Here is a 24122-nt window from a genome sequence, read left to right as displayed (position 1 = left end):
AGCCGAGCGATAGCGCCCGGCATAAGTGGAAATACCGCTCAAATATCAACCACTTTATCGATATCAAAACCACTCACATACTTGCGCCCGACATACCCCCGGGTATTGCTTAAGATACGGGCATCCGCTATCCGGTAATCACCCAAATTGTGCACATGACCGTGAAACCAGGCTGCTATTTCATATTCGTGAAATAAAGGCTTCAAGTCATTACAATAAGCCAGCTTTTTAAGTACGTTGGGTGAATCGATCCAACTCCATTCGGTGGGCGCATGATGAGTGACCACTATGGTCCTGCCGGCAAAGGGCGTGGCAAGTTGTTGTTCTAACCAGAATTTAGATTCCCGATGTAGCTCGGTAAAGTGTTTGGGCTCGAAAGTTTGGCCTGCAAATGACACCTTGCGAAAGTCATTCAAGGTATTTCCCAGCACTTCGGCCTTTTCGGCGCCCTCGATAAACAAATTCGTCCACAAGGTGCAACCCAAAAAGCGCACACCCTGGAAGATAAACTGATCTTTTTCCAGGAACTGAATTTGACTGCCCGCACATTCCCTACGCAGCATATCGATAGTCTGTTGATATTCGTAACCATAAAACTCATGGTTACCCGCCACATAAACCACAGGCTTGCCGATAGACTTCAACCATTCGACACCTTGTTTGAATATGCCGATATCGCCTGCCGCCACGACCAAATCGGCATCGGTTTCCGGCAGACTCTGCTCGCCAAATTCCAGATGCACATCAGAAAAGTAATTTATCCGCACAATTTGCTCTTTCGTCCTGTAACTAAGGAGGTATAATTTATATCCTAAGTGAATTACTTGGTATTTTTTAGATAACTTTCAGTTTTTGCAGACCACACTTCTATGTCGATTAGCTCCAGAAAACACACCCAACAGGTTTTGGTAGGAAACGTAAAAGTCGGCGGCGACGCTCCGATTGTAGTTCAATCCATGACTAATACCGATACAGCTGATGTGGCAGGAAGCGTTCAACAGATCATGGAATTAGCAACAGCCGGCTCGGAAATGGTCCGCGTCACTGTCGACCGTGAAGAAGCTGCGCAAGCCGTACCGGAAATCGTCAACCGACTGGCACAAAAAGGCTTTTCGGTGCCCATTATCGGCGACTTCCATTTTAACGGCCACAAGTTACTGGAAAAATATCCGGATTGCGCTCAAGCACTATCCAAATACCGTATCAACCCCGGCAATGTCGGCAAAGGCAAAGCGCGGGACCCGCAATTTCAGCAGATGATAGAGTTTGCGATTCAATACAACAAACCCGTGCGGATTGGCGTCAACGGTGGCAGTCTTGATCAAGCCGTACTAACCCGATTGCTTGACGAGAACAGACAATTAGCGCAACCCAAAGAATTACCCCTAATCACACGGGAAGCCATCATACTCTCCGCCCTGGAAAGCGCGGCTAGAGCCCAGGAAATCGGGCTGGGTAAAGACAAAATCATCCTATCCTGCAAAATTAGCGATGTCCAGGAGTTGATCAGCATTTACCAAGACCTGTCCAGCCGTTGCGATTACGCTCTGCATTTAGGCCTTACCGAAGCTGGCATGGGCTCCAAAGGCATCGTCGCATCAGCAGCAGCGCTCGGCGTACTGATGCAACAAGGCATAGGCGACACCATTCGGGTATCCCTAACACCCGAACCCGGCGCAGCGCGCACCAAAGAAGTCATTGTGGCCCAGGAAATTCTGCAAACCATGAACTTTCGCTCCTTCACACCCATGGTAGTGGCCTGCCCCGGCTGCGGCCGCACCACCAGCGATTATTTCCAACGTCTGGCGCAAGACATTCAAGGCTATTTACGCGATCAAATGCCTATCTGGAAAGATAAATACAAAGGCGTGGAAGATATGAAAGTCGCGGTAATGGGTTGCGTCGTCAACGGCCCCGGTGAAAGCAAAAATGCCAACATCGGCATCAGCCTACCCGGAACCGGCGAGTCACCTGTTGCGCCGGTTTTTGAAGACGGTTTCAAAACCGTCACCCTAAAAGGCGACCATATCGCTGAAGAGTTCCAAGCTATAGTCGAGCGTTATATCGAATCGCATTACAGGGCGCAGTAAAAACGTTTCGACACAAAAAAAGGCGGCTGAAAGCCGCCTTTTTTTACAACCCTATCAAAGCCCGCTATCACTGACCAAGATCATTACTCCTGCCAGGAACAGACCCGCTTACGCCCTTGACGCCGTTGACCAAAGTCAATCCGTCCAACTCATGTTCACATCAAACCTGTCGCGCAATTTGCTTCCATTCACTCTCATTTCATTGACCAGATCGCGCAGTAAACCGATATAGCAACCCTAACACTGTCGCTCCAACAAATTCAATGTATAAAAAATACGGCACGCTTGGACGAGACCATCCGCCATCGCCACTGTTTTTATGAACTACGCTACCCCGGCTGCCCATCCAACCTGGGCGACATCAAAATTGGCGAATAATAAAATGCGAACAAGGAAAACGCCGCCAACCAGCAATAGGTGGACACCATCACCAAACCGCCATACCAGTTTGGCAACAAAGCCGGAAATAACACCCGAAACAACGCGGCCAGATTTATCAGCACAAAGGCCAGCGCCATCACATTCGAGGCTTTTAGCGCCCTGCCGGTATGGCCCAACGCAACGCGGGCCATCATGCCCAAAGTCAAAATACCGATGCCGCCAACAGTAAAGGCGTGTAAAGCCAAAGACTGCGGAACCACAGCAAAAGCAGAGAGGGATACCAAGCCAAATCCAAGGATCAACCAACCATAGCCGATGTACAAAACCCAAAGCAGGGGCACAAACCAAATCCGCGGGTTGTACCAAGCCGCCACTCGCACAATATTAATCACAATCGCCGCTACCGCAGCAACCGCCAACAATGCGCCGGATATATTCAGCATTAATAATGCAAACACCGCCAGACTCACCGCAACAGCTGCAATATCCAATGCCGGATTGCGAATACAAATAACCCCGGATAATCCCCGTTCGGTAAAAAACGGAAATACCCGGCCGGCTATGACCAAAATCATCGCGACGATAATGGTAACCACCAGGATCAGTCCTAGCGAGGCACTACCAGCCATACCCAAAACTTGGGCGTGAATCAAACCATTGCCCAAGGCCAATAGCAGTAATAAGGCGATAAAAATCAGATTTTGATAGTTGCCAGTTTTTAGAATTGGCTTACCCACAAAATACGCCAACACCGGTAAAAATACGAAATCGACGGTGCCTATCAACAAATCGGGCAATAGTTCGGAATAAAAAGGCAATACCCGGCCATAAATCCATAAAAAACACAGCGACGCCAGTTGATCGGGAGTCACTGTTTGTAAGCCAGTCCAGTTTCTAACTGCTGTTAGTAAAAAACCGGCAATCACCGCTGTGGTGTAGCCAAGCAACATTTCATGAGCATGCCACGTGCTGCCGGTGAAGTAATTATCGATATGCAGCGAACCGTTGGACATTGAGTTCCATACTGCAATCAAAGCCAGAGCTGATAATCCCGCCAGCGCGAAAAAGGCCCTAAAGCCCATCGCAAACAGTGGATAATCAAAAACCGGTTTGTTATTCATGCAAACGCTCCTCCAGCCAATCGATTTCGTTATTCGAGAAGCCGGCAATTATACGCACTTCTCGGTTAAAGGGTCCCTTGGGCTTACCTTTGAAATAATTCAGTATCAGGTCTTTAAAGCAGTTTTCAGGTTCCATACCGCGCTGTCTGGCCAGATTATTGAACCAGTAAGAACCGCGCTCGACATGCCCAACTTCGTCGTTATAAATCCTCCGAAGGATAGCTAGACCTGGCTGATCGTCGATAGCAACCAGTTTATCCATCATGCCTGGGGTCACATCTAATCCGCGCGCCTCCATACACCGCGGCACTATCGCCAAACGCGCCAAAATGTCATTGGACGTATCTTCGGCGTGAGACCAAAGCCCGCGATGCGCGGGTAAATCGCCGTAATCGAATCCCAAGCCAAGCAAATGAGTGCGAATCAACTCGAAATGCTGAGCCTCTTCGTCGGCGATGATCAGCCAATCCCGATAAAAATCGTCGGGCAAGCCGGGAAACCGATAAATAATGTCCCATGCCAAATAAATTGCCACGAACTCGATATGTGCGAGCGCGTGAAAAAAAGCCGCTTTACCTTCGATGGAATCCAGACGACGTTTAGGCATCTCTCGCGGCATCAACAACGCCGGCCGGCTAGGAAATACGGTATTGCTTATCGGCAATACCGCCTCTGTTGTTTGCAGGGACAATAAGCCGTTATCCAACAACTGCCTGGCTTGATGAGTTAAAACAAGCTTTTGCTCAATGTCGCCATTGAATAAACAATGCTCCGCAAAATCGGATAGGCTTTGGGGCTGCTCTGCCAAAATCGAAGTTCCTGTTTTCTCGCTACCGATGAGTCCATCCCATCCGACGATCACATAAATAGGTCAAACTAAGCACGACACTATCAGAAGTACTCGGCGTTTTTATTTTTTAGACATAAAGAAATAAACGGTTTGGCACTTCAAAACCATATTGTTGCCGGATTTTTCAATTGCCTCGCAGGTTTCCATCTTCGAGCGACCCGGCGCCGCCTGTTTGACAATCTTGCCGCCTTCGACGGCGTAATTCAGCACAGCCCGCATTTGGTCAATTCTGGCATGCGAATCGTTTTCATGGGTCATGCCTTCGATAGTGCCATCGTCTTTAAACGTCCAGGTGGTATTAGAGCTTCGGGCCTTGCTGCCATCACTGGTGTTGGATTCTTTGTCGATTTGCCATGTACCCAAAACATCGGCTTTGGTCAGCTGAACTTCCGCTGTGGCGTGAAAAGATAAAAACAATAAAGCAACAGCGGAGAGTTTAATAAATTGCATGGTAAAGCCTTTTTGAGATTATGTTTTTAGAGCAGTCGATTGTAACACGGAGCCTTAGGCAGCCTCCTTTACTTGAATACCGCAGCTATACTCAAGCCAAACTAGTCAGACGACGCCCCTACAATCGGCCAATAACGCGGCTTAGCCAGGTTAAAATCCATCCAAGAAAACGCACATCACAAGTTTGCTGAATTTATATGTCCGAAGACATCCTACATTTTACCTACCGCTTAAGCGCAGAAGATTACGACAGCGCCGATTTCCTAATCGAAGTTGATAAACAAAGCATGACCCTTATTTCTGCCGCTCCCCCTCCCTATCCTCTATGGACGGAGCTCACGTATCAACAATGCCGCAATTGCCCGTTAAAACCTGAGCAGGTTCCGCACTGTCCTGTCGCGATTAATTTGGTGTCACTGTTAAATTTATGTGGGCACCTAGTGTCCCACAAGCAAATGGCTGTAGAAGTCATTACTGATAGAAGAACCATACGCGCCGAAACCACTGCTCAACATATCGCCAGTTCGATTCTAGGCTTAATTATGGCCACCAGCCCGTGTCCGCATACTGAATTTTTAAAGCCAATGGCACGTTTTCACTTACCCTTGGCCGATCAAACTGAAACGATTTACCGAGTAACCACGATGTTCCTATTGGCACAGTATTTTCGGCAAAAAGACCACCTAACCTATTCCCTGGAATTGGATGAACTGCTCGCGCTATATCAAAACTTACAAGTTATCAACCTCCATTTAAGCCAACGGTTAAAAACTGCGATTAGCGAAGATGCAGCGGTAAACGGCGTGATTTTACTGGATTTATTGTCAAAGTCGGTTTCTTGGTCAATCGAAGACGGTCTTGAGGAAATTCATCATTTATTCGATGGGTACCGCAAATTAGCTCAATAGTCTGCCGAAAAAAACTTTCTTGCACAAACTATCGCTCGCCAATGGAAGCAGCCAAATAGACCAAGCCACCCTAATACCCAAGCCACTGCCTCAGAACGACTGAGTCACGTGGCGACAACAACCAATCCTTCAGGAGTGCCGACGTTAAGCTGCTCAGCGATGTGTATAATCATAAGGTTGACACATCCCATTCATATACTTATAATGACCAAATTACTTGCCTAGATGAGTAATGCCGAGGTGGTGAAATTGGTAGACGCGCTAGCTTCAGGTGCTAGTAGGGGTAACCCTGTGGAGGTTCAAGTCCTCTCCTCGGCACCATTTTTATTTTCTTCTTGCGGAAACCAGCAAGACAGAGATTAAAAAATCCTTATAGATTTTCTCGTAGCTACAAACGATGTAGCAGTCAATTATTAAGTCAATACTTATTTAAAATTTTTGTGGGTTCATATACCCGCCAAATTATCTCTCTATCGAGAGATTCTCCGCCAAATAGCATCGACCCAATTCTCAGATCAAATTCAGTATATAACTGCCTTCCAGAAACGCAGGTAAGAACGCTTATAGAGATAACGCAGAATAGCTATCGTTATCGTCAACCGCCGCTGAAACGCGCGCAACTAACTCCAAGTTGCTATTGCGCTCCATCATACCCCCTATAGCCAAGGTAACAATCATCGCTTCGAACGGATACACCAAATGAGCGCGGTAGCGTTGGTAATACGTTTCTTCATCCAAGTCGCTAATCCCGTGACTAGCTAACGCCGTCATGTATAGCTTCAGCAATTGTTTTTCATGAGCTCGCCGAGACTCCGGCTTCAGCGATGTCGCTAAAAAATAAGCTAGGTCACTAACACCCTCACCCATCCGCACCAATTGCCAATCCAGAAAGCCCGGCTCAGAGTGATTCCAAAATAGATTGCCTGGATGACAATCATGATGCACCAAGGTCTGCACACCGGTTGCCAATATCTTGGTGATTCGCCGCCGATCCGCTGCATAGCGCAACGCGGATCTATGCAATTTGTTGGGCACCAAGCGCCCTGCGCGATCAAGGCCACGCTTCATCAAGGGCACAGCCAGTAAGGTACCCATATGATTCTCGACATTGTGACTAAAACCGTTTAACCAGCGATGCGTTTTCAACAGCCCAGCATTGCCCCAATAGTGAGCATGAAAACCGGCGAGCTTTTCAACCACCTGCTGAGCTTGTTCCAAAGACAGAGCGTCTGCGGTAAGCCCGGGCCTAAATCCCAGCTCATCCAAATCCGCCATTACCAATGTAGTACCGCGCCCTAACAGACTTTCAGCCGCTAAAATTTGCGGCACACTCACCGGAACCCCCTGAGAAAGCGAATTATAAAAATGAACTTCCTTATGTAATAACCGCGGTATGGTGGTAATCGCTCTGGACTTAATTGCCAGCGACGGCGTTTTTACAAACCACCGACTTGGAACGACGCCGATGGCGTCATGATTCACGGTTAGCCGCAAGCGTGTCGATGTGCCAATATTGACGGATCGAATATCTACTGTACGTACTTTGGCACTGGTTGCGTATCTATCAACAATACGTTGCGCCCATTGCCGAGACAATTGATCCGGGTGATTCACGACAATATGATCTCTAAAACGGCTCAACATCGGATTAGGCCTGTCTCAAATATTTGATAAACGAAATATTAGCCGCCGTATTCATTCAATTTAACTTTATCGATCAATCAGTGATTAATTATCAAAAACGCTATGTATTCCTATAGTTTTTCAAGCAATAAAAAACCCGCTAAGTCAAGTAACTTGCGGGTTATTCAATATTCAATCTCAAAAAACTTGGTCGGGACGGCGGGATTCGAACCCACGACCCCTTGTCCCCCAGACAAGTGCGCTACCAGGCTGCGCTACGCCCCGAAGTTTATCATTAAACCAATGCCCACCTAGGAGAGCAAGCCGGACATAATATCATATTATTTGGGAAACGCTATTTCAGCAGCTCCAAAATATCTTCCAGCTCGCCAATCATCTGATGAATAAGTTGTTTGGTGCGTAAACTGTCTTCCTTCGCGCTACCACTCGCCAGATGAGCACGCGCACCACCTATTGTGTAACCTTGCTCGTATAACAAAGCGCGAATTTGTCGAATCAACAACACGTCATGGCGCTGATAATAACGGCGATTTCCTCGGCGTTTTACCGGACTAAGCTCGGTGAACTCTTGTTCCCAATAGCGCAATACATGGGGCTTTACCGCGCAGAGGTCGCTAACTTCGCCAATCGTAAAATACCGCTTGGCCGGAATAACCGGTAATTCGTTATTATTACTGGGTTCCAGCATACGCTTCTACTCGAGCTTTCAATTTTTGCCCTGTTCTAAAAGTCACCACACGCCGCGGAGTGATGGGAATTTCTTCACCTGTTTTGGGATTTCTACCCGGCCGACCACTTTTGTCGCGCAATTCAAACTTACCAAACCCAGAAATCTTCACTTGCTCGCCGCTTTCCAGACTTTTTTTAATTTCGTCAAAAAACAACTCTACGATTTCTTTGGCTTCTCGCTTGTTTAAACCGAGGTCTTCAAACAACTTCTCTGCAATATCTGCTTTGGTTAATGCCACAATCACTCCCTCAATTTTGCATTCAGTTTAGCCGCTAAAGTGTCCAGCACTTTGCGAAATATAGCATCAATTTCTGTGTCGGTAAGCGTTTGCGTAAAATCCTGCAAGAGTAAAGCTAACGCGACACTCTTATAACCTTCGGCGACGCCCGGTCCGCGATAAACGTCGAAGATCGATATTTCGCGTATCGCCGTCTCCATGCATTCTTCAATTACACTGGTGATTGCGGCAGCCGATACAGCCTCTTCCACCAATAAAGCCAGATCGCGGCGTACAGAAGGGTATTTGGATAATGTACTAAATTTAGGCACCTTGCGTTGCAATACGGCATCCTGTTCGAGTTCAAACAAGAATACCGGACTATCGAAACCCAATTGTTTTTCGAGCGTTGGGTGCAACATGCCCAATAAACCTATCACTTCGCCATGTTGGTTTTTGATTTGCGCGGTTTGACCGGGATGTAAAGCCGGATGTTGGTAGGCAACAAACTCAGCCATAATACCCGTCAAACCAAATAACGCTTCAATATCAGCTTTCACATCGAAGAAATCCAGCTTTCTGGCTTTTTCGCCCCACTGTTCGGGATTAACGGAACCCAAGGCTAAACCGGATAACATTTTTCGCTGTTGAATTCGCCCATCTTGATAGAAAAACCGCAAGCCGGCTTCGAATAAGCGCACTCGACTCTGTTGGCGGTTGATATTATACAAAGCCGCATTCAACAAACCGCACCAAAGCGTAGTGCGCATCACGGCTAGTTCTGAGGATATAGGGTTTTGAATCCGGATAAATTCTTCGCCAGGCGCGACGGCATTTTGCATTGCTTCATCGACAAAGCTGTAGGTAATCGCTTCCTGATAACCGCGATCTACCAAGCAATCCTGCAATCTCGCCAATGGCAAGTGCGCCTCGGGCGCTTTGCCAAGCTCAGAGCGCATCAACAAACTGCTACTAGGTAGATTGTTATATCCATAGATTCTGCCGATTTCTTCCAGCAAATCTTCTTCGATGGCAATATCGAAACGAAAGCCCGGCGGGGTAATTTCCCAGCCGTTCTCGACTACTTGAACCTGCATACCCAAGCCTTCGAACAGCGCATGCACTTCATCGTCGCCAAATTGAATGCCCAACACCTTTGTAATACGTTGGCTACGCAGCTTTACCGGCATTCTGGCGGGCAGTTCGGCAGTGGAAATAACCTCTTGAACCGGCCCAGGACTACCGCCGGCTATTTGTAGAATCAATTGCGTGGCGCGTTCGATCGCCCGGCGTTGCAAGTTAAAATCCACACCTCTTTCGAAGCGGTGCGAGGAATCGGTATGCAAACCAAATTGGCGGGCCTTGCCGGCGACATCAATGGGCGTAAAAAACGCACATTCCAGGAATATATCGCGGGTTTCGCCAAATACGGCGCTGTCCTTACCCCCCATCACGCCGGCCAAGGCCAAGGCTTGCCGTAGATCGGCTATGACCAGTGCCTCGCCGTCCAGCTCTATGGTTTGGTCATTCAATAAAGCCAAGGACTCGCCGGCCCGGCTACGTCTAACCACGATAGGCGCACTCAGTTTATCGGCATCGAAAGCATGCAGCGGTTGGCCCAATTCGATCAACACATAGTTGGTAACATCAACAACCGGGCTTAAACTTCTAATACCGCAACGGCGCAGACGCTCCTGCATCCACAGTGGCGTCACTGCGGCGGAATTGATATTTTTGATCAAACGCCCCAGATAAACCGGGCAAGCTTCCGTGGCTTCGACTTTAACTTCCAGGGTTTCCGTGTGCTGCGGTTCGACAGTAGTAAACGTCGTAGCCTGAAACGGCAGATTGTTCAAAACCGCCACTTCCCTGGCGACCCCTTCGACGCTCAGGCAATCGGCGCGATTAGGCGTTAAGCCCAATTCGATCACATTATCGTTCAGCGCCAAATAGTCGCGAATATCGGCACCCACCGGCGCGTCAGCGGGCAACTCCATCAAGCCTTCGGAACTAACCGCCAAACCCAATTCCTTTTCCGAACACAGCATGCCGAACGACAATTCGCCACGCAGCTTGGATTCCTTTATTTTGAAATCGCCGGGCAATATCGCACCGATCAATGCTGCCGGAATTTTCAAACCGGGCCTGACATTACTGGCACCGCAAACGATTTGCAGGGACTCAGCTTGGCCGACGTTGACCTGACAAACTCTAAGTTTATCGGCGTTTGGATGTTGAATGGTGGAGAGCACTTCGCCTACCACCACACCGGAAAATTCGGCTGCAACAGGCGTCACGGCGTCAACTTCCAGACCGGCCATGGTCAGCTGCGCGACTAATTCGGCGGTAGCGATGGGCGGATTGACCAGTTCTCTTAACCAGGCTTCACTGACTTGCATGATTATTTTCCACCGTCACCTAAACTGTTGTAAAAATTTCAGATCGTTTTCGAAAAACATCCGCAAATCGTTGATGCCGTATTTCATCATCGCCAGACGTTCGACTCCGGTTCCAAAGGCGAAGCCGGAATAAACTTGGTTATCAATACCGACCGATTTGAATACTTCCGGGTGAATCATGCCGCAACCGCCCACTTCCAGCCAGCCCGTTTGTTTGCAGACGCGGCAACCTTTGCCGTCGCACATCACACAAGACACATCGAATTCGGCGGAAGGCTCTGTAAACGGAAAATAAGAAGGACGAAAACGCACGTTGACTTCTTTTTCGAAGAAGGCGCGCAGAAACTCAAAAATGACACCCTTCAGGTTGCCGAAACTGACGTCGGTATCAACTAGGAAACCTTCGACCTGATGAAACATGGGCGAATGGGTCATGTCCGAATCACAGCGGTACACCCGGCCCGGTGCGATAATTTTCAAGGGTGGCTTTTCGGATTCCATCACCCGAATCTGTACCGGCGACGTGTGAGTTCTCAATACGGTATGCGCATCGAAATAAAAAGTATCGTGCATCGCCCGCGCGGGATGATGCTCGGGAATATTCAAGGCGCCGAAGTTATGGTAATCGTCTTCGATTTCAGGGCCTTCGACGATATTAAAGCCGGCCTCGGCAAAAATTTTGGCAATCCGCCGCAAGGTGATCGTGACAGGATGCAATCCGGATACGGTTTGACCCCGCCCCGGCAGGGTAACGTCGATACATTCGCTAGCCAGACGCGCCGCCAATTCGGCATTTTCCAAAGTCGATTTCCGAGCCTCTAACGCCTCTTGAAAAGTATTTTTGGCATCGTTGATAATTTGCCCAGCACTGCGGCGTTGCTCGGGGTCCAGGCCACCCAACTCCTTCATCTGCTGAGTGAATAGACCTTTTTTGCCTAGATAATTAACTCTGACCTGATCCAGTTGGCTAAGGTCTTGTGCATGTGCAAGCTCTTGTAATGCCTGCGTAACAATATCTTCGATACTAGCCGACACGACTCAGCTCACTTTTGTCTGCAATTGAGGGAAATTCCAAAACGATAGGTTCCCGCCAACGAGATTTGGCGGAAAACTCCCCGTCAAAAACGGGGAGTCGAGCAATTAAACCGCTCTTTCAAAGCGGCTTAATGTTTTCCTTACGGTTTGCTTTGGTTTGCTATAGCCAATTTCGCAATCGCGCCGAAAGCGTCGATGTCGCGTACAGCCAAGTCGGCCAATACTTTGCGGTCGATCGCAACATTGGCTTTATTCAGACCGTTGATCAAACGGCTATAGGAGATACCGTACAAACGTGCGGCAGCGTTGATACGCACGATCCACAAGGCGCGGAATTGGCGTTTTTTCTGTTTACGGTCGCGATAAGCGTATTGACCGGCCTTGATGACCGCCTGCTTGGCGACGCGGTAAACCCGGCTACGGGCACCGTAGTAACCTTTTGCCAGTTTTAAAATCTTTTTGTGTCTTGCTCTAGCGGTGACGCCGCGTTTAACTCTAGCCATGTTCTACTCTCTTCAATATCAATGATAAATCAACTGTACGGCAGCATACGCGCAACCAATGGCGTATCCGACGGATGAAGAATGGCTGTTTTACGCAGTTGTCTTTTACGTTTGGTGGTTTTTTTAGTCAAAATATGACGTTTATGCGATTGTTTGCATTTAAAACCGCCGCTTCCAACTTTCTTGAAGCGCTTGCCGGCACCGCTATGGCTTTTCATTTTTGGCATTTGTTTTCTCCAATGATTAAAAGTAAAGTCCCTGAGATAAAACCCAGTGAGGCAAAATGCTTGGCCCCATTGAATTTCCGGACACAAAAGCATCCTTTAACCGATTCGTTCCTGAATCGCCTTGCCGTTTTAAAAAACGGCTAAAACCGTGTGATTGAGTTATTTCTTTTTCTTCGGGCCCATCACCATGACCATTTGCCGGCCTTCCAATTTCGGAAATTGCTCGACTATGGCCATTTCTTCCAGATCGGTTTCGATACGTTTCAACAAGTCCATGCCCAACTCGCGATGAGTTAACTCACGGCCTTTAAAACGCACGGTGATCTTGGTTTTGTCGCCTTCGTTTAGAAATTTGATCAGGCTGCGCAGCTTGACCTGGTAATCGCCTTCTTCGGTACCGGGCCTAAACTTGATTTCCTTGATCTGGATTTGTTTTTGCTTTTTCTTGGCGGCTTGCAGTTTTTTGTTTAACTCAAACTGGTATTTGCCGAAGTCCATGACTTTGCAAACCGGCGGATCGGCATTGGGCGATATTTCGACCAGATCCATATTTGCATCGTAGGCGAGCTGTAACGCTTCGTTTATTGAAACAACCCCGACTTGTTCACCTTCAGCGCCTACTACCCGAACCCGCCTGGCGGTAATTTCGGTATTTAAGCGCGTTGCATCTTTTTTAGAGCTGATACCCTAATCCTCCAAGTTGTTATTATTTTCGATCCGCAATCTGGTTCCTCAAGCGTTCGCCAAGTTCGCCAATTGACAGACTTCCTAGATCCTCGCCCTGTTGTGTGCGTACACTAACAGTCCGAGTTTCTAATTCCTTGTCGCCGATAATCAAAAGATACGGCACTCGCTGCATGGAATGCTCGCGGATTTTAAAGCCTATCTTCTCGTTTCTCAAGTCAATTTTGACTCTAAGACCTTGTTTTTCAAGTTCTCGCCGCACCTGCTCCGCATAATCGGCATGGCGGTCGGTGATATTCATCACCATCACCTGCACTGGCGCCAACCATAGCGGAAAAGTTCCGGCATATTGCTCGATCAAAATTCCGATGAAACGCTCCAAGGAGCCCAGTATTGCCCGATGCAACATTACCGGCACATGCCTGGCGCTATCTTCGCCTATATACGAGGCATCCAGCCTTTCCGGCATCGAGAAATCGACTTGTATAGTACCGCATTGCCAGACCCGACCTATACAATCTTTCAAGGAAAACTCTATTTTAGGACCGTAGAAAGCACCTTCGCCCGGCTGCAATTGCCAATCCAGGCCTTTATTGTTCAAGGCCAATTCCAGCGCGCTTTCCGCCTTATCCCAGACCGCATCGTCGCCGACTCGATTTTCCGGACGAGTTGACAGTTTGATAATCACTTCCTCGAAACCGAAATCCTTGTATACCTCAAACAACAGATCGATAAACGTGGAGACTTCGGATTGAATCTGATCTTCGGTACAAAAGATGTGCGCATCGTCCTGCACAAAATTCCGGACCCGCATCAAGCCATGCAGAGTGCCGGATGGCTCGTTACGGTGACAGGAGCCGAATTCAGCTAGGCGCACCGGCAAATCCCGGTAACTTTTAATACCTTGATTGTAAATCTGAATATGGCAAGGACAGTTCATCGGCTTCACCGCATAATCGCGGCTTTCCGAATGCGTGGTGAACATCATCGCACTGAATTTATCCCAGTGACCGGATTTTTCCCACAGCGTGCGATCAACGATTTGCGGGGTTTTGACTTCGCCATAGCCATTGACGCGCAATTTCTCGCGCACGTATTGCTCGATCTGCTGATATATGGTCCAACCCTTGTCGTGCCAGAACACCATGCCCGGCGCTTCTTCCTGGGTATGAAACAAATCCAGGGCCTTGCCGATTTTACGATGATCGCGCTTTTCAGCTTCTTCCAGACGATGCAGATAAGCGGCTAATTCCTTAGCATCGCCCCAGGCAGTACCATAAATGCGTTGCAGCATCTCGTTCTTGGAATCGCCGCGCCAATAGGCGCCAGCAATTTTCATCAATTTAAACGCTTTTAATTTGCCGGTGCTGGGCACATGCGGACCGCGGCACAAGTCGGTAAAGTCGCCTTGTTGGTATAAAGACAAATCTTCATTGGCAGGAATCGAAGCGATAATTTCAGCTTTGTATTTCTCGCCTAAACCTTCAAAAAACTTTACGGCTTCGTCGCGCGACAACAGCGAACGGCTAACGGCAATATCTTGCGCAACCAGTTCCGCCATTCTCTTTTCGATAGCCGTCAGATCTTCAGGCGTAAAGGAACGCTCAAAGGCAAAGTCGTAATAGAAACCGTTTTCTATCACTGGACCGATGGTTACCTGCGCTGAGGGGAATAACTGTTTGACAGCCTGAGCCAGCAAATGCGCTGTGGAGTGGCGGATCACATCAACACCCTCCTCGTCCTTGGCAGTGACGATTTGCAAACTCGCATCGGAATCGATCAACGTGCCGGCATCTACCAATTTGCCATTTACTTTACCTGCCAACGTCGCTTTAGCCAGACCCGTACCAATAGACAGGGCCACATCCATTACAGATACCGCTTGGTCGAATTGACGCTGAGAGCCGTCGGGCAAAGTGATTACAGGCATTTTCGATTCCACAATAAAAAAAGCACCGTCATGCGGTGCTTTATGTTTTGGTAGGCGCGAGTGGACTCGAACCACCGACCCCCACCATGTCAAGGTGGTGCTCTAACCAACTGAGCTACGCGCCTAAAGTCTATCGTTCGAGCCGCGCATTATAACGACCTAAACCGTTTATGCAAGCTTTTTCTATAGCAACAACGGTTCAAGCTGTAGCAGTTAAGATAGATCCCTTGGCACCAGAGGCCGGAGTGTTACTCTCACGATTACCTGACAACTTGTTTAAAAACTCCAACAAAGTCGGTTTTTTACCATTCGCCGGAGCTCCCAACACGTTCACTAAATCGTTAAAACTATCTTGCAATTCTTTATATTTGCCACCAGTTTGACCAGTAGCATCACCCAAAGCCGCGATCAAATTTTGCAAATTATCGGTGAATTTACCATAGCCATTTCGACCTACTGCTTTGTCGCCATGCCGACCGTCATCGTCGGAGCCGTGACGACGATCAGCACTGTATTTCAAAGCCTGACGCAAATCGTGCAAGAAGCTGTGCAACGCTTGGCGTACATCGGCAACAGTTGCGCGTGGCGCGGCAGTAGGTGTGGTCGTTGCAGATCCGTTGGTCGTCGTTGCTTGCGTACCCGCATTATTCGTTACGCTAGTTGACGGTGTCGCAGCCGTTGTCTGTCCGGTTTGCGCCCTACTCGTTGTTGCAGGCGTCGGTGTAGTCGCGGCCGATGCGACCTGCTTTTGCGGCGTTTGAGCAGCACTTGCATCGCCTTGCGCCGCTGTAGCCGGTTGCTGCACACCGCTTTGTTTCAATACCTGCCTTAAATCCTGCAAAAAGGTCTGCAACAATTGCCCAAGATTGGATGAATTATTTTGACTACCGCCAGCGTTGCTCTCAGTAGTGTCATCGGCGGCAGAATCACTATTACCACCAGGAATATTCAATCCAAAACTTTGCAATGTTTGTATGACATTGCGCATGAACGCCCCACCACTATGATGATGCCCATGCTTCTCCCCTCTCCCGCTTACCGCCGGACGCTCTTGATCGTCATCGTTGTGCGTACTTTTGGTGCTGGATATGCTGATGGTGGTTTGCGATACATACAATGATGTTGTCAATGAATTGATCGTAGTCATTAGATTCACCTTGACGCTGCATAAAAACAAATGGCGGATAGCCAAAGTCAGGACAGATTCAAATCACTTCCTATATTTTGGCGATTACAACCATGCCGTTTCTTTTAGCGGCAGAAATTTTGTGAACTTTAGCTAACTATCCAAAAAAAAGACCCCACACGCTTGACTGAAAACAAAACCTTGCAAACAAATCTTGCTAAGACATTCCGAAGCACTGTTACTAACCAATTTCCGCCTAAATTCCCAGCCAGTTTTGTGGGCGTAAAAATGTGTCGTATAACCGGGCTTCCGGACTACCTGATTCAGGCTGCCAATTGTATTGCCAGTGCGCGACCGGAGGCATGGACATCAAAATCGATTCGGTCCGCCCGCCAGATTGCAGCCCGAATAGAGTCCCCCTGTCGTACACCAAATTAAACTCGACATAACGCCCACGCCGATACAATTGAAAATTACGCTCCCGCTCGCCATAGACTGTGTCTTTACGCTTTTGCACGATGGGCAAATAGGCATCCAGGTAATGATCGCCAACACTCTGCATAAATGCAAAAGCTTGAGCAAAATCAGGCTCGTTCAAATCGTCGAAAAACAACCCGCCGACGCCACGAGTTTCGTTGCGGTGCTTTAAAAAGAAATAGTCGTCGCACCATTTTTTATAGCGCGGATAAACATCCTCACCAAACGGCAGACAAGCCTGACGCGCCACTTGATGCCAATGCAACACGTCTTCTTGGAAAGGATAAAACGGCGTCAAATCGAAACCACCACCAAACCACCAAATAGCCGGTTCACCGTCTTTTTTGGCGATAAAAAACCGCACATTGGCGTGTGAGGTCGGCACATAAGGATTGCGAGGATGCATCACCAGGGACACGCCCATCGCTTCAAATTGCCGATTGGCTAGCTCCGGCCGTTTGGCGGTTGCCGATGGCGGCAGATGACTACCAAACACGTGCGAAAAATTAACCCCGCCTTGCTCAAATACCTCACCATTCGCCAACACCCGCGAACGCCCGCCACCACCTTCGGCGCGTTCCCAGGCATCTTCAACGAAGCGCGCGGTGGGTTCTTCCGCTTCTAAAGCAGTGCAAATTCGATCTTGCAACTTCAGCAAATACGTTTTAACTGCGGATATATCGTTCTCAATCATGATAAAGCACTGTCCCGTCGATAGTAATTTTACTCAGCAACCGCTATGCGGCAGCCCTCTGAGCGCAAATTACCACAATAAGCATTCCGCAAACACTTAAGTCGGTTCTCCGGAAAACCCCGGCAGCACCCGATAAAGTGCGGAACGCTATGTTATTTATCTAAGAAATTGTTAGCCGAGCGCACCAAAATTCGATTGCACTATTGGCTTGATGTTTCCCGATGTACAATCTGCCTTTTATTCCTTGATAAAAGTGTGGATACATTATGGGATTTGAAGAACTAGCAGCGCTTAGAGATGAACTTATCAAGCAAGCAGCCGCCAATAAACCGGTAAAACGAGAAAAAAAGATAGCGGAGAAATCGCCTATCAAAAAGACCGGCAAAGCTGACGCGCTAGTCGCCATTATCGGCTTGCTGCAAAAGAATTTTCCCTTGGCGTTTCCCAAAAAACCCGCTGCCAAACTGCCCTTAAAAATAGGCATCCACAAAGACATCCTGGCCCATGCCGATCAACTCGGTGCAGATAAAAACCAACTCCGCACCGCACTGAAGGCCTGGTGTTGGGGACATCGATACTGGGATTGCCTGACAGAAGATGCCGTCAGAGTGGATTTGCAAGGAATGCCGGCCGGCCAAGTCACAAAAGCAGATGCTGAACAAGCGAGCAAATTAAAAGCGCAACGGCGGAAACAGCCTGAAGCCGTCGAAGCATTACCTACAGGGTCAGCATAAGTTTTTCTCATAAAGAGATTGCACACACCAGGAAAGCGCGACTTCAAGCTATTGATTTTTCAAGACTTTAAAGCACGTATAACCACCGAAACAAGTTATTTCCAAAGCCTGCTTGCCGATGCGACAGCCCGTCCCAATCCAAAACTCAGAACCAATCGATACGCGCTTAGCACCCAAAGTTGTCTCGGGTGCTTACCGACCTTGTCAGTTCCCGGAAAATTTTTGTCATAAACCCTCACAAAGCCATTAGAATGCGCAAATATTCTGCAAAAATATTGTGGAATCACAACGTATCGACTGCAACATTTGCGTCATTTTCTTCGCGCGATCACGCCTTAGGTTAATCCCCCAAGGCAACCTCTTCACGACCAAGCCCAAAAAGCAAAAGTCGGCAACACAGAGCCTTAAAGCCCCTCGGCATCTGCCAGGCGTTACTCTTATACCCTTTTCAAACTCCGACACTGGATCGCAGTTTACCCGATCCTAGATTATTCCCAGGGGGAATTATGTGTTGGAGTGGCGAGGCATCGGCCGCGCTTGCCTTAACCGGCTTTGCGAGCACTGCTTTTTTTTATCGGCGCGGCGAATCCCAGGTCTTATGCCTGGCACTGGCCTACTTTTCCCTGATGGAATTACTACAGGCCTATACCTATTCGGTGATAGACCAATGCCTAAATCCGAACAACCAGATTGCTACGTTTTTGGGATATATGCACATTGCGTTTCAACCGTTTTTTGTCAACGCAGTCAGCATGCATTTCATCCCGGAACCGTCACGAAAACGCATCGCGCCGTTTGTCTATATCTTGTGCTTTGCAGCGGCCACTGTTTTCATGATGCGAATTTATCCATTCCAATGGAGCAGTTTTTGTTTTGACCACTACTATCAATTTCTACCGGGTACTCAACTCAAATTCTTAATGCCCTTTTGCGGCACGGAAATTTGCTCAACATCCGGACAATGGCATATTGCCTGGGCCATACCGGCCAGCGGCAGTATTCAGATGGCTAACAGTTACGTATACGCTGCCTTTTTGATGCCATTGCTTTACGGCTCATGGAAACTGGTGTTGTATCATTTCACGACCGGCCCGCTGTTGGCCTATTTGACTACCAACGATATGAACGAATGGGCTGCCGTATGGTGTTTATATTCGATAGGGCTGCTGCTATTGTTAATTAAAACACCCATCCGCCACTATCTGTATGTAACCAACTGGTACGGTTGCCGGTATCCGCAGTTTTTTAAATAAGTTGATCAATTCACCACACATCCCTCAAGTTTGTTGAAGGTTCAAGCCGACTAGGAAATAATGCACAAAAGGGTAGTTCTATACTGACAGCCAATCACTGACAATGCCCGCATAAATCTCAAACTACCCAGCCATGGACACAGATAAAATCTTCCGCAAAGGCGTGTTTGCAATCTCCATAGGAATTTTCGGCGTATCCTCGGTTTTAACTTGCGCTCAAGCGGAATGGCATGGCGAACTAACGTTTCTCAGCGATTACTTATACAGGGGCTATTCCAAGAATCGCGGCAACCCGCTGGCTCAGGCGCATATCGATTACCAGAACGCTATGGGCTGGTTCGGCGGCGTAGGCGTTTCACAAATCAGCTTCGACGACCGTCGCTATAAAAACCATGCCGATGTCGAAATCAAACCCTATCTGGGTTGGAACTTGCCGCTAAATCGCGACTGGCGTACTGAACTCTCAGTAACCGGCTATCTGTTCGACGGCAAGATTTTTGGGAAATATGCCGATTACGCCGAATTTTACGCATCCCTACACTATCAGGACTGGCTCAGCGGCACCGTGTCCGTTGCGCCTAACGCCTATCGCCGCGACGCCACTGTGCTGAATTACGAACTCAAATATCGCCGCGACATTCTCGACAACCTACAATTTTCAACGGGATTGGGCTACTACCAAGCCAACAAACTATTGGATGAGGATTATTTTTATTGGAATGCCGGGGTCTCCTGGTTCATCACCCACAATCTGGCACTAGACTTACGCTACGCTGACGTTCATCTGGACAATCATCACGCAGATACCCATCACCACGAGTTTTATCCGCGCTTACAGGACAACAAGTTTTTAATCTCCGTGACCGCCGGATTTTAAATAAATTTCCCGCCTTTGAACCTTCCGGCTTCGCGGCGGAATACACTCGCACACCACGCTAAAATCACCGGAACCCAGGTTTGAGCCATGCTGCGTTTAGTCCCTAACTTACATCGACCACCCATGCCCGAACAGCCCCAAATCGGCCCGGACGAATACGCCCTGCTGCAACGTATCGGCGAAGGCGATACCGCCGCATTCGAAGCCTTCTACAAAAATTACTATCCAAGGTTGTTTCGTTTCATCTTGCGCATGACGCGCCAACCCGAAGCGGTTGAGGAATTGATACAGGAGACCTTGCTGGTGGTTTGGGAAAAACCGCACGGCTTCAATCATGAAAGCAAAATTTCCACCTGGGTATTCGGCATCGCCTATCACAAAACCTTGAAAGCCATGGCCAAAAGCGCCCGGCGGGACAAGGATGTCGATATCGACTTCTTGATAGAAACTATCGGCGATCCAAGCGCAAATCCAGCGAATAATTGGGAAAACCAAGATTGCTTAAACTATGCCTTGGCCACTTTACCGCCGGACCAACGCGCCGTCATCGAATTAACCTTTTACCACAGCTTGTCTTATCAGGATGTCGCCAGAATCCTGGATTGCCCGGAAAATACCGTCAAAACCCGTATGTTTCATGCCCGCAGGAAACTGCAGGTTTTTGCCGACGCACAGGAGAAATAAGGCCATGAACTCACAGATTTCCTCATCCACTACTTCCCATTCGGACATCGTGTTGTTACTGCCCTGGTATGTCAATCAAAGCCTGACAGTTAACGAACGCCAACAGGTAGACCAACATTTAAAAAGCTGCCTAGTCTGCAGACGCGAACTACTAACTTTGCAAAAACTTGCGGCAGCCGTGCAACAAGCGGCCGATCTGGATGTGGCCGCCGAAGCTTCTTTTGCCGGCCTGCGTGCCAAAATGCAAACAGCCAGTCAACTCCCGCGCAGCAAACAGATAGACATTCCACGCGAACAACTGGGTGGCAGCAATGTAAAACCCTTCAGACCGGGCATGCGATTTTGGCGAATCGCCAGCAATACCGGAAAAGGTCTGGCCATTGCCGCGACATTGCTATTGGTCACGCTACCGGCTGCCGTCCAATACCTACGGCCGGCCAACACCTCCGATTATCACACGCTGTCAGCGGCCAAACCGGACGCCGGTGCGACCGGTCAGATACGTGTGGTATTTGCAAAGAATCTGATGGAAAAAGACATAGACGCCGCGCTTAGCCAAATTGACGGGATACGGGTAGATGGACCGAACAGCGTCGGCGCCTATACTGTCAAAATCGCCACCGGCAAGCCCGATGCCGACATGGCCGGCGCCTTGGCATTGCTCCGCAGCCGACAGGATGTGATACTGGCCGAACCGATTTTACAACCGTAATCGATCATGAAATTAGTGCGCTTAAATCTGTTTATTTGCTTGATCTGGCTGCTTAGCGCCTGCGCGAGTACCAGCGATTTATCGCGACTAGGCGACAGCACAACTGCCGAAGAGCGGCGTCTGCTGGTCACCTTTACCGACCGCAGCATCGATCGCGCGTTGCCGACCAATGCCTTGGATGGTTATCGTTTGCGAGGTCAATATGGCAATTCCGGCTGGAGCGAACATATTGCGCAGGAACTGGCCGAGCGCCATCATTTGCAGTTTGTCGCCCAGTGGCCGGTGACCACATTGGGCGTCAGCTGCGTGGTGTACGAGGTACCGGACACCCTGCCCGTGCAACAGGCAATAGCGGAGTTGCAACAGGACAGCGACGTGTCGTCCGTCCAGCAAATGCATAGTTTTCAGGTATTAGGTAAACAAACTGCGCCGACTCAGACATATAGCGATCCGTATCTGCATTTACAAACCGGTTTTAACGCTTTGCGGATAGCAGATCTGCACCGTACCACCACTGGCCAGGGCGTGCGTATTGCCGTCATTGACACCGGCGTGGATACCGAACACCCGGACTTACGGGGCCGAATCAAGTATTCGGAAAACACCGCGCCGGAACCCAGCGATCATAATTTGGCCGATATTCACGGTACGGCGGTAGCCGGCGTATTATCCGCTCATCCCAACAATGGCATAGGCATAGCCGGTATCGCCCCCGAGGCGGAAATCTTGGCATTTCGGGCTTGCTGGCCGGAGAAACCCAACTCGTTGGCGGCACATTGCAACAGCTTTACCTTGGCTTTGGCCTTAAATCAAGCTATCAGAATGAATAGCCATATCATCAATCTAAGCCTGAGCGGCCCCGAAGATCCTTTAGTGCAGCAGTTAATCGAGAAAGCGTTGACCAAAGGCATTATCGTGGTTGCGGCAGTCCCTAGCCAGGACCAAAGCGGTGGCTTCCCGGCCAACATCACCGGCGTAATAGCCGTTGGCCAGGAACACAATGGCAACCATCAACACATCGCCGCCCCTGGTAAAGACATTCTGACCACCGTGCCGCACCAAGCCTACGACTTTATGAACGGCAGTTCCTTCGCCACGCCGCACGTGGCCGGCATGGCCGCATTGCTGTTGCAATTACATCCGGACTGGAAAACGGCGGACATCAAACGCCGGCTGGGCAACGACGCCTCGACCGCCAATTTGCTGGATTCGAGCACCGCCCTCGCCGTTCCAGAGCGCGCTCACTGATCTTCACAACAGTCGCCGTCAAAGATTGCCCTTATCCGCCGACTGATTTCGGCCGCGCCATTAATCGCTATGGCCTGCTGCGGATAAGCCTGATTTATCGTTTCTCTGATCTTGATACTAAGCCGTTCCGGCGGCAGATCGTTGTCGGTTAACGGAAACACAAACCCCTTGCCGGCCAGTTTTTCAATCCGCAGCCCTTGCTCGCTATTGCCGGCGTAAGGATACGCCAACGCCGGCGTGCGGGTGCTGATCACGTCCATCAAAGTGTTGTCGCCGCCCAGGCTGATCGACAAAGCGGCGGTTTGTAAATTTTCCTGGAAGTTGTGCAAGAACGAGATGACTTGGGCATTGGAGCTGCTGACCAAGGCTTGCAATTCAGCGATTTCGGTTGCCGAAGCTCGGGAGCTGGTAATCACTAAAAACTGATATTCCGGCAGCAGCGGCGCGGTCCGGATCGCGGCGCGCAACAGCGATTTACCGATTTCGCCGCCGCCCTGGCTGACCACTATCCGGTTTCGTCGTACTGGCCAGCTTGTTGGCGGTGGCGGGCTGACGTAGCCCACGTAAACCAAACGGTCGGCAATTTCGGTGGTCAGGCTAAAGGTTTCCTCGAAGCGGACAATATTCGGATCGCCGCGCACAAACACGGTATGGATATGCTCCCGCACCAGTTTGACCATGCGCCTTTCTGCGTCCAGCGCTGCCGGCACCAGAATTTCCCGCACAAAACAAAAAATCGGAATCGCCCCGCAGCGCTGTCTGACCTTGGCAAATAAACCCAGAATCTCTTGTTTCAAGCGGCGCCGGCCGAACGGGAAAAATTCGACCATTACCGCATCGTAAGGCCAGTTTACAAACTGCTCGATAGCCGCCGCGCGTTTGGCCCAGATACGTTCGATGGGCTCATCGCTGTCCGGCGCATAAAGTTCGTCGTTGGTGCTATCGATCAAAATGGTCGGCAAACGCAGATGCCGAAATCCCGGCAATTCCGGCATCTGCTGTAGGCCTTGGCCGCCGTGGATCAAGTCCACATCGGCGTAAGCCGATAACTCACGGATCACCAGAAGGCTGCTGGTCAAATGCCCCAGGCCAACCAGGCTTTGGCAATAAAACAGAATTTTGCGGCGCTTTGCGCGCATGGCAAACAA

24 protein-coding genes and 3 tRNA genes are annotated in these 24122 nt (G+C 49.3%); 9 read left to right on the top strand and 18 right to left on the bottom strand.

The annotated features are described in order from the left end of the window. Positions 1-38: 38 nt before the first annotated feature. Positions 39-767, bottom strand: a complete 729-nt coding sequence (locus DDY07_RS04900) for a metallophosphoesterase (RefSeq protein WP_171695021.1) — start codon at positions 765-767, stop codon at positions 39-41. 102 nt (positions 768-869) lie between these two features. Here DDY07_RS04900 and ispG point away from each other — a divergent pair, with 102 nt between their 5' ends. Beyond that, a complete protein-coding gene (gene ispG / locus DDY07_RS04895) occupies positions 870-2090 on the top strand; it encodes a flavodoxin-dependent (E)-4-hydroxy-3-methylbut-2-enyl-diphosphate synthase (RefSeq protein WP_171695020.1) in 1221 nt (406 codons plus the stop codon). A 329-nt stretch (positions 2091-2419) separates the two neighbouring features. Here the strand turns inward: ispG and DDY07_RS04890 are convergent, their stop codons facing one another. The 3 genes from DDY07_RS04890 to DDY07_RS04880 all read right to left on the bottom strand — a co-directional run bounded on the left by DDY07_RS04890 (position 2420) and on the right by DDY07_RS04880 (position 4892). Next, a complete protein-coding gene (locus tag DDY07_RS04890; protein ID WP_171695019.1) occupies positions 2420-3592 on the bottom strand; it encodes an NnrS family protein in 1173 nt (390 codons plus the stop codon). Continuing rightward, entirely contained in the window at positions 3585-4400 is an 816-nt protein-coding gene (locus DDY07_RS04885; RefSeq protein WP_171695018.1) for a ferritin-like domain-containing protein, read from the bottom strand. The genes DDY07_RS04890 and DDY07_RS04885 overlap by 8 nt, the downstream gene beginning before the upstream one ends. A 102-nt stretch (positions 4401-4502) precedes the next feature. Further along, complete coding sequence (locus DDY07_RS04880) at positions 4503-4892, bottom strand: lipocalin family protein (protein ID WP_171695017.1); 390 nt, start codon at positions 4890-4892, stop codon at positions 4503-4505. A 197-nt stretch (positions 4893-5089) separates the two neighbouring features. Between DDY07_RS04880 and DDY07_RS04875 the strand changes: the two genes are divergently transcribed. Both DDY07_RS04875 and DDY07_RS04870 read left to right on the top strand, forming a co-directional pair. Next, positions 5090-5800, top strand: a complete 711-nt coding sequence (locus DDY07_RS04875; protein ID WP_171695016.1) for a hypothetical protein — start codon at positions 5090-5092, stop codon at positions 5798-5800. 234 nt (positions 5801-6034) lie between these two features. Next, a tRNA-Leu gene (locus DDY07_RS04870) sits at positions 6035-6121 on the top strand. Positions 6122-6361: 240 nt separating this feature from the next. On the opposite strand, the gene DDY07_RS04865 is transcribed toward DDY07_RS04870, so the two are convergent. The 13 genes from DDY07_RS04865 to hemF all read right to left on the bottom strand — a co-directional run bounded on the left by DDY07_RS04865 (position 6362) and on the right by hemF (position 17466). Continuing rightward, positions 6362-7414: a phosphotransferase gene (locus tag DDY07_RS04865; RefSeq protein WP_367650853.1), complete on the bottom strand. Its 1053-nt coding sequence runs from the start codon at positions 7412-7414 to the stop codon at positions 6362-6364. Positions 7415-7631: 217 nt separating this feature from the next. Beyond that, positions 7632-7708 (bottom strand) — tRNA-Pro (locus DDY07_RS04860). Positions 7709-7778: 70 nt separating this feature from the next. Next, complete coding sequence (locus DDY07_RS04855) at positions 7779-8132, bottom strand: MerR family transcriptional regulator (RefSeq protein ID WP_020481982.1); 354 nt, start codon at positions 8130-8132, stop codon at positions 7779-7781. Next, the gene (gene ihfA / locus DDY07_RS04850) at positions 8116-8415 is read right to left on the bottom strand and encodes an integration host factor subunit alpha (RefSeq protein WP_197027036.1); all 300 of its coding nucleotides are present in this window, start codon (positions 8413-8415) and stop codon (positions 8116-8118) included. Before ihfA ends, DDY07_RS04855 begins: the two co-directional genes overlap by 17 nt. Beyond that, positions 8415-10790 carry a phenylalanine--tRNA ligase subunit beta gene (gene pheT, locus DDY07_RS04845; RefSeq protein ID WP_171695014.1) on the bottom strand — a complete coding sequence of 792 codons (2376 nt, stop codon included), beginning with the start codon at positions 10788-10790 and terminating at the stop codon, positions 8415-8417. The genes ihfA and pheT overlap by 1 nt, the downstream gene beginning before the upstream one ends. Positions 10791-10805: 15 nt before the next feature. Further along, the gene (gene pheS, locus DDY07_RS04840; protein WP_171695013.1) at positions 10806-11825 is read right to left on the bottom strand and encodes a phenylalanine--tRNA ligase subunit alpha; all 1020 of its coding nucleotides are present in this window, start codon (positions 11823-11825) and stop codon (positions 10806-10808) included. A gap of 140 nt (positions 11826-11965) precedes the next feature. Next, positions 11966-12328: a 50S ribosomal protein L20 gene (gene rplT, locus DDY07_RS04835; protein WP_171695012.1), complete on the bottom strand. Its 363-nt coding sequence runs from the start codon at positions 12326-12328 to the stop codon at positions 11966-11968. Positions 12329-12357: 29 nt separating this feature from the next. Further along, positions 12358-12555 carry a 50S ribosomal protein L35 gene (rpmI, locus tag DDY07_RS04830; protein ID WP_033158016.1) on the bottom strand — a complete coding sequence of 66 codons (198 nt, stop codon included), beginning with the start codon at positions 12553-12555 and terminating at the stop codon, positions 12358-12360. A 159-nt stretch (positions 12556-12714) separates the two neighbouring features. Then, positions 12715-13239, bottom strand: a complete 525-nt coding sequence (gene infC, locus DDY07_RS04825) for a translation initiation factor IF-3 (protein WP_081607885.1) — start codon at positions 13237-13239, stop codon at positions 12715-12717. Between the two features lie 22 nt (positions 13240-13261). Next, complete coding sequence (thrS, locus tag DDY07_RS04820) at positions 13262-15169, bottom strand: threonine--tRNA ligase (RefSeq protein WP_033158141.1); 1908 nt, start codon at positions 15167-15169, stop codon at positions 13262-13264. Positions 15170-15217: 48 nt separating this feature from the next. Beyond that, positions 15218-15294, bottom strand: a tRNA-Val gene (locus DDY07_RS04815). Between the two features lie 74 nt (positions 15295-15368). Then, on the bottom strand, positions 15369-16316 hold the full coding sequence (locus DDY07_RS04810; RefSeq protein WP_129871414.1) for a hypothetical protein: 948 nt from the start codon (positions 16314-16316) through the stop codon (positions 15369-15371). Positions 16317-16551: 235 nt separating this feature from the next. Next, entirely contained in the window at positions 16552-17466 is a 915-nt protein-coding gene (hemF, locus tag DDY07_RS04805) for an oxygen-dependent coproporphyrinogen oxidase (protein ID WP_171695011.1), read from the bottom strand. 266 nt (positions 17467-17732) lie between these two features. Here hemF and DDY07_RS04800 point away from each other — a divergent pair, with 266 nt between their 5' ends. The 6 genes from DDY07_RS04800 (at position 17733) to DDY07_RS04775 (ending at position 22974) form a co-directional block, all read left to right on the top strand. Further along, positions 17733-18200 (top strand): ProQ/FinO family protein, encoded by a 468-nt coding sequence (locus DDY07_RS04800; RefSeq protein WP_171695010.1) that lies wholly within the window; start codon positions 17733-17735, stop codon positions 18198-18200. 506 nt (positions 18201-18706) lie between these two features. Then, positions 18707-19453 (top strand): DUF5765 domain-containing protein, encoded by a 747-nt coding sequence (locus tag DDY07_RS04795; protein ID WP_171695009.1) that lies wholly within the window; start codon positions 18707-18709, stop codon positions 19451-19453. A 133-nt stretch (positions 19454-19586) separates the two neighbouring features. Further along, a complete protein-coding gene (locus tag DDY07_RS04790) occupies positions 19587-20330 on the top strand; it encodes a TorF family putative porin (protein WP_171695008.1) in 744 nt (247 codons plus the stop codon). Positions 20331-20453: 123 nt separating this feature from the next. Beyond that, on the top strand, positions 20454-21014 hold the full coding sequence (locus tag DDY07_RS04785) for an RNA polymerase sigma factor (protein WP_171695007.1): 561 nt from the start codon (positions 20454-20456) through the stop codon (positions 21012-21014). Between the two features lie 4 nt (positions 21015-21018). Then, positions 21019-21726, top strand: coding sequence for a zf-HC2 domain-containing protein (locus DDY07_RS04780; RefSeq protein ID WP_171695006.1), 708 nt, complete (start codon positions 21019-21021; stop codon positions 21724-21726). Positions 21727-21732: 6 nt separating this feature from the next. After that, positions 21733-22974, top strand: coding sequence for a S8 family serine peptidase (locus DDY07_RS04775; protein ID WP_171695005.1), 1242 nt, complete (start codon positions 21733-21735; stop codon positions 22972-22974). On the opposite strand, the gene DDY07_RS04770 is transcribed toward DDY07_RS04775, so the two are convergent. After that, positions 22968-24113 carry a glycosyltransferase family protein gene (locus DDY07_RS04770; RefSeq protein WP_171695004.1) on the bottom strand — a complete coding sequence of 382 codons (1146 nt, stop codon included), beginning with the start codon at positions 24111-24113 and terminating at the stop codon, positions 22968-22970. The genes DDY07_RS04775 and DDY07_RS04770 overlap by 7 nt on opposite strands. Positions 24114-24122: the final 9 nt, after the last annotated feature.

The sequence above is a fragment of the Methylomonas sp. ZR1 genome (genome assembly GCF_013141865.1).
Lineage (GTDB): Bacteria > Pseudomonadota > Gammaproteobacteria > Methylococcales > Methylomonadaceae > Methylomonas.
Note: the sequence above shows the minus strand (reverse complement) of the source record. Positions and strands in the feature narration are given on the sequence as shown.

Coding starts and splice junctions, on each gene's coding strand:
- thrS (WP_033158141.1), bottom strand. CDS start 15,169: ATGCCTGTAATCACTTTGCCCGACGGCTCTCAGCGTCAATTCGACCAA.
- DDY07_RS04780 (WP_171695006.1), top strand. CDS start 21,019: ATGAACTCACAGATTTCCTCATCCACTACTTCCCATTCGGACATCGTG.
- rpmI (WP_033158016.1), bottom strand. CDS start 12,555: ATGCCAAAAATGAAAAGCCATAGCGGTGCCGGCAAGCGCTTCAAGAAA.
- DDY07_RS04875 (WP_171695016.1), top strand. CDS start 5,090: ATGTCCGAAGACATCCTACATTTTACCTACCGCTTAAGCGCAGAAGAT.
- pheT (WP_171695014.1), bottom strand. CDS start 10,790: ATGCAAGTCAGTGAAGCCTGGTTAAGAGAACTGGTCAATCCGCCCATC.
- rplT (WP_171695012.1), bottom strand. CDS start 12,328: ATGGCTAGAGTTAAACGCGGCGTCACCGCTAGAGCAAGACACAAAAAG.
- DDY07_RS04775 (WP_171695005.1), top strand. CDS start 21,733: ATGAAATTAGTGCGCTTAAATCTGTTTATTTGCTTGATCTGGCTGCTT.
- DDY07_RS04770 (WP_171695004.1), bottom strand. CDS start 24,113: ATGCGCGCAAAGCGCCGCAAAATTCTGTTTTATTGCCAAAGCCTGGTT.
- DDY07_RS04810 (WP_129871414.1), bottom strand. CDS start 16,316: ATGACTACGATCAATTCATTGACAACATCATTGTATGTATCGCAAACC.
- DDY07_RS04795 (WP_171695009.1), top strand. CDS start 18,707: ATGTGTTGGAGTGGCGAGGCATCGGCCGCGCTTGCCTTAACCGGCTTT.
- DDY07_RS04855 (WP_020481982.1), bottom strand. CDS start 8,132: ATGCTGGAACCCAGTAATAATAACGAATTACCGGTTATTCCGGCCAAG.
- DDY07_RS04880 (WP_171695017.1), bottom strand. CDS start 4,892: ATGCAATTTATTAAACTCTCCGCTGTTGCTTTATTGTTTTTATCTTTT.
- DDY07_RS04800 (WP_171695010.1), top strand. CDS start 17,733: ATGGGATTTGAAGAACTAGCAGCGCTTAGAGATGAACTTATCAAGCAA.
- DDY07_RS04790 (WP_171695008.1), top strand. CDS start 19,587: ATGGACACAGATAAAATCTTCCGCAAAGGCGTGTTTGCAATCTCCATA.
- ispG (WP_171695020.1), top strand. CDS start 870: ATGTCGATTAGCTCCAGAAAACACACCCAACAGGTTTTGGTAGGAAAC.
- hemF (WP_171695011.1), bottom strand. CDS start 17,466: ATGATTGAGAACGATATATCCGCAGTTAAAACGTATTTGCTGAAGTTG.
- DDY07_RS04890 (WP_171695019.1), bottom strand. CDS start 3,592: ATGAATAACAAACCGGTTTTTGATTATCCACTGTTTGCGATGGGCTTT.
- DDY07_RS04785 (WP_171695007.1), top strand. CDS start 20,454: ATGCCCGAACAGCCCCAAATCGGCCCGGACGAATACGCCCTGCTGCAA.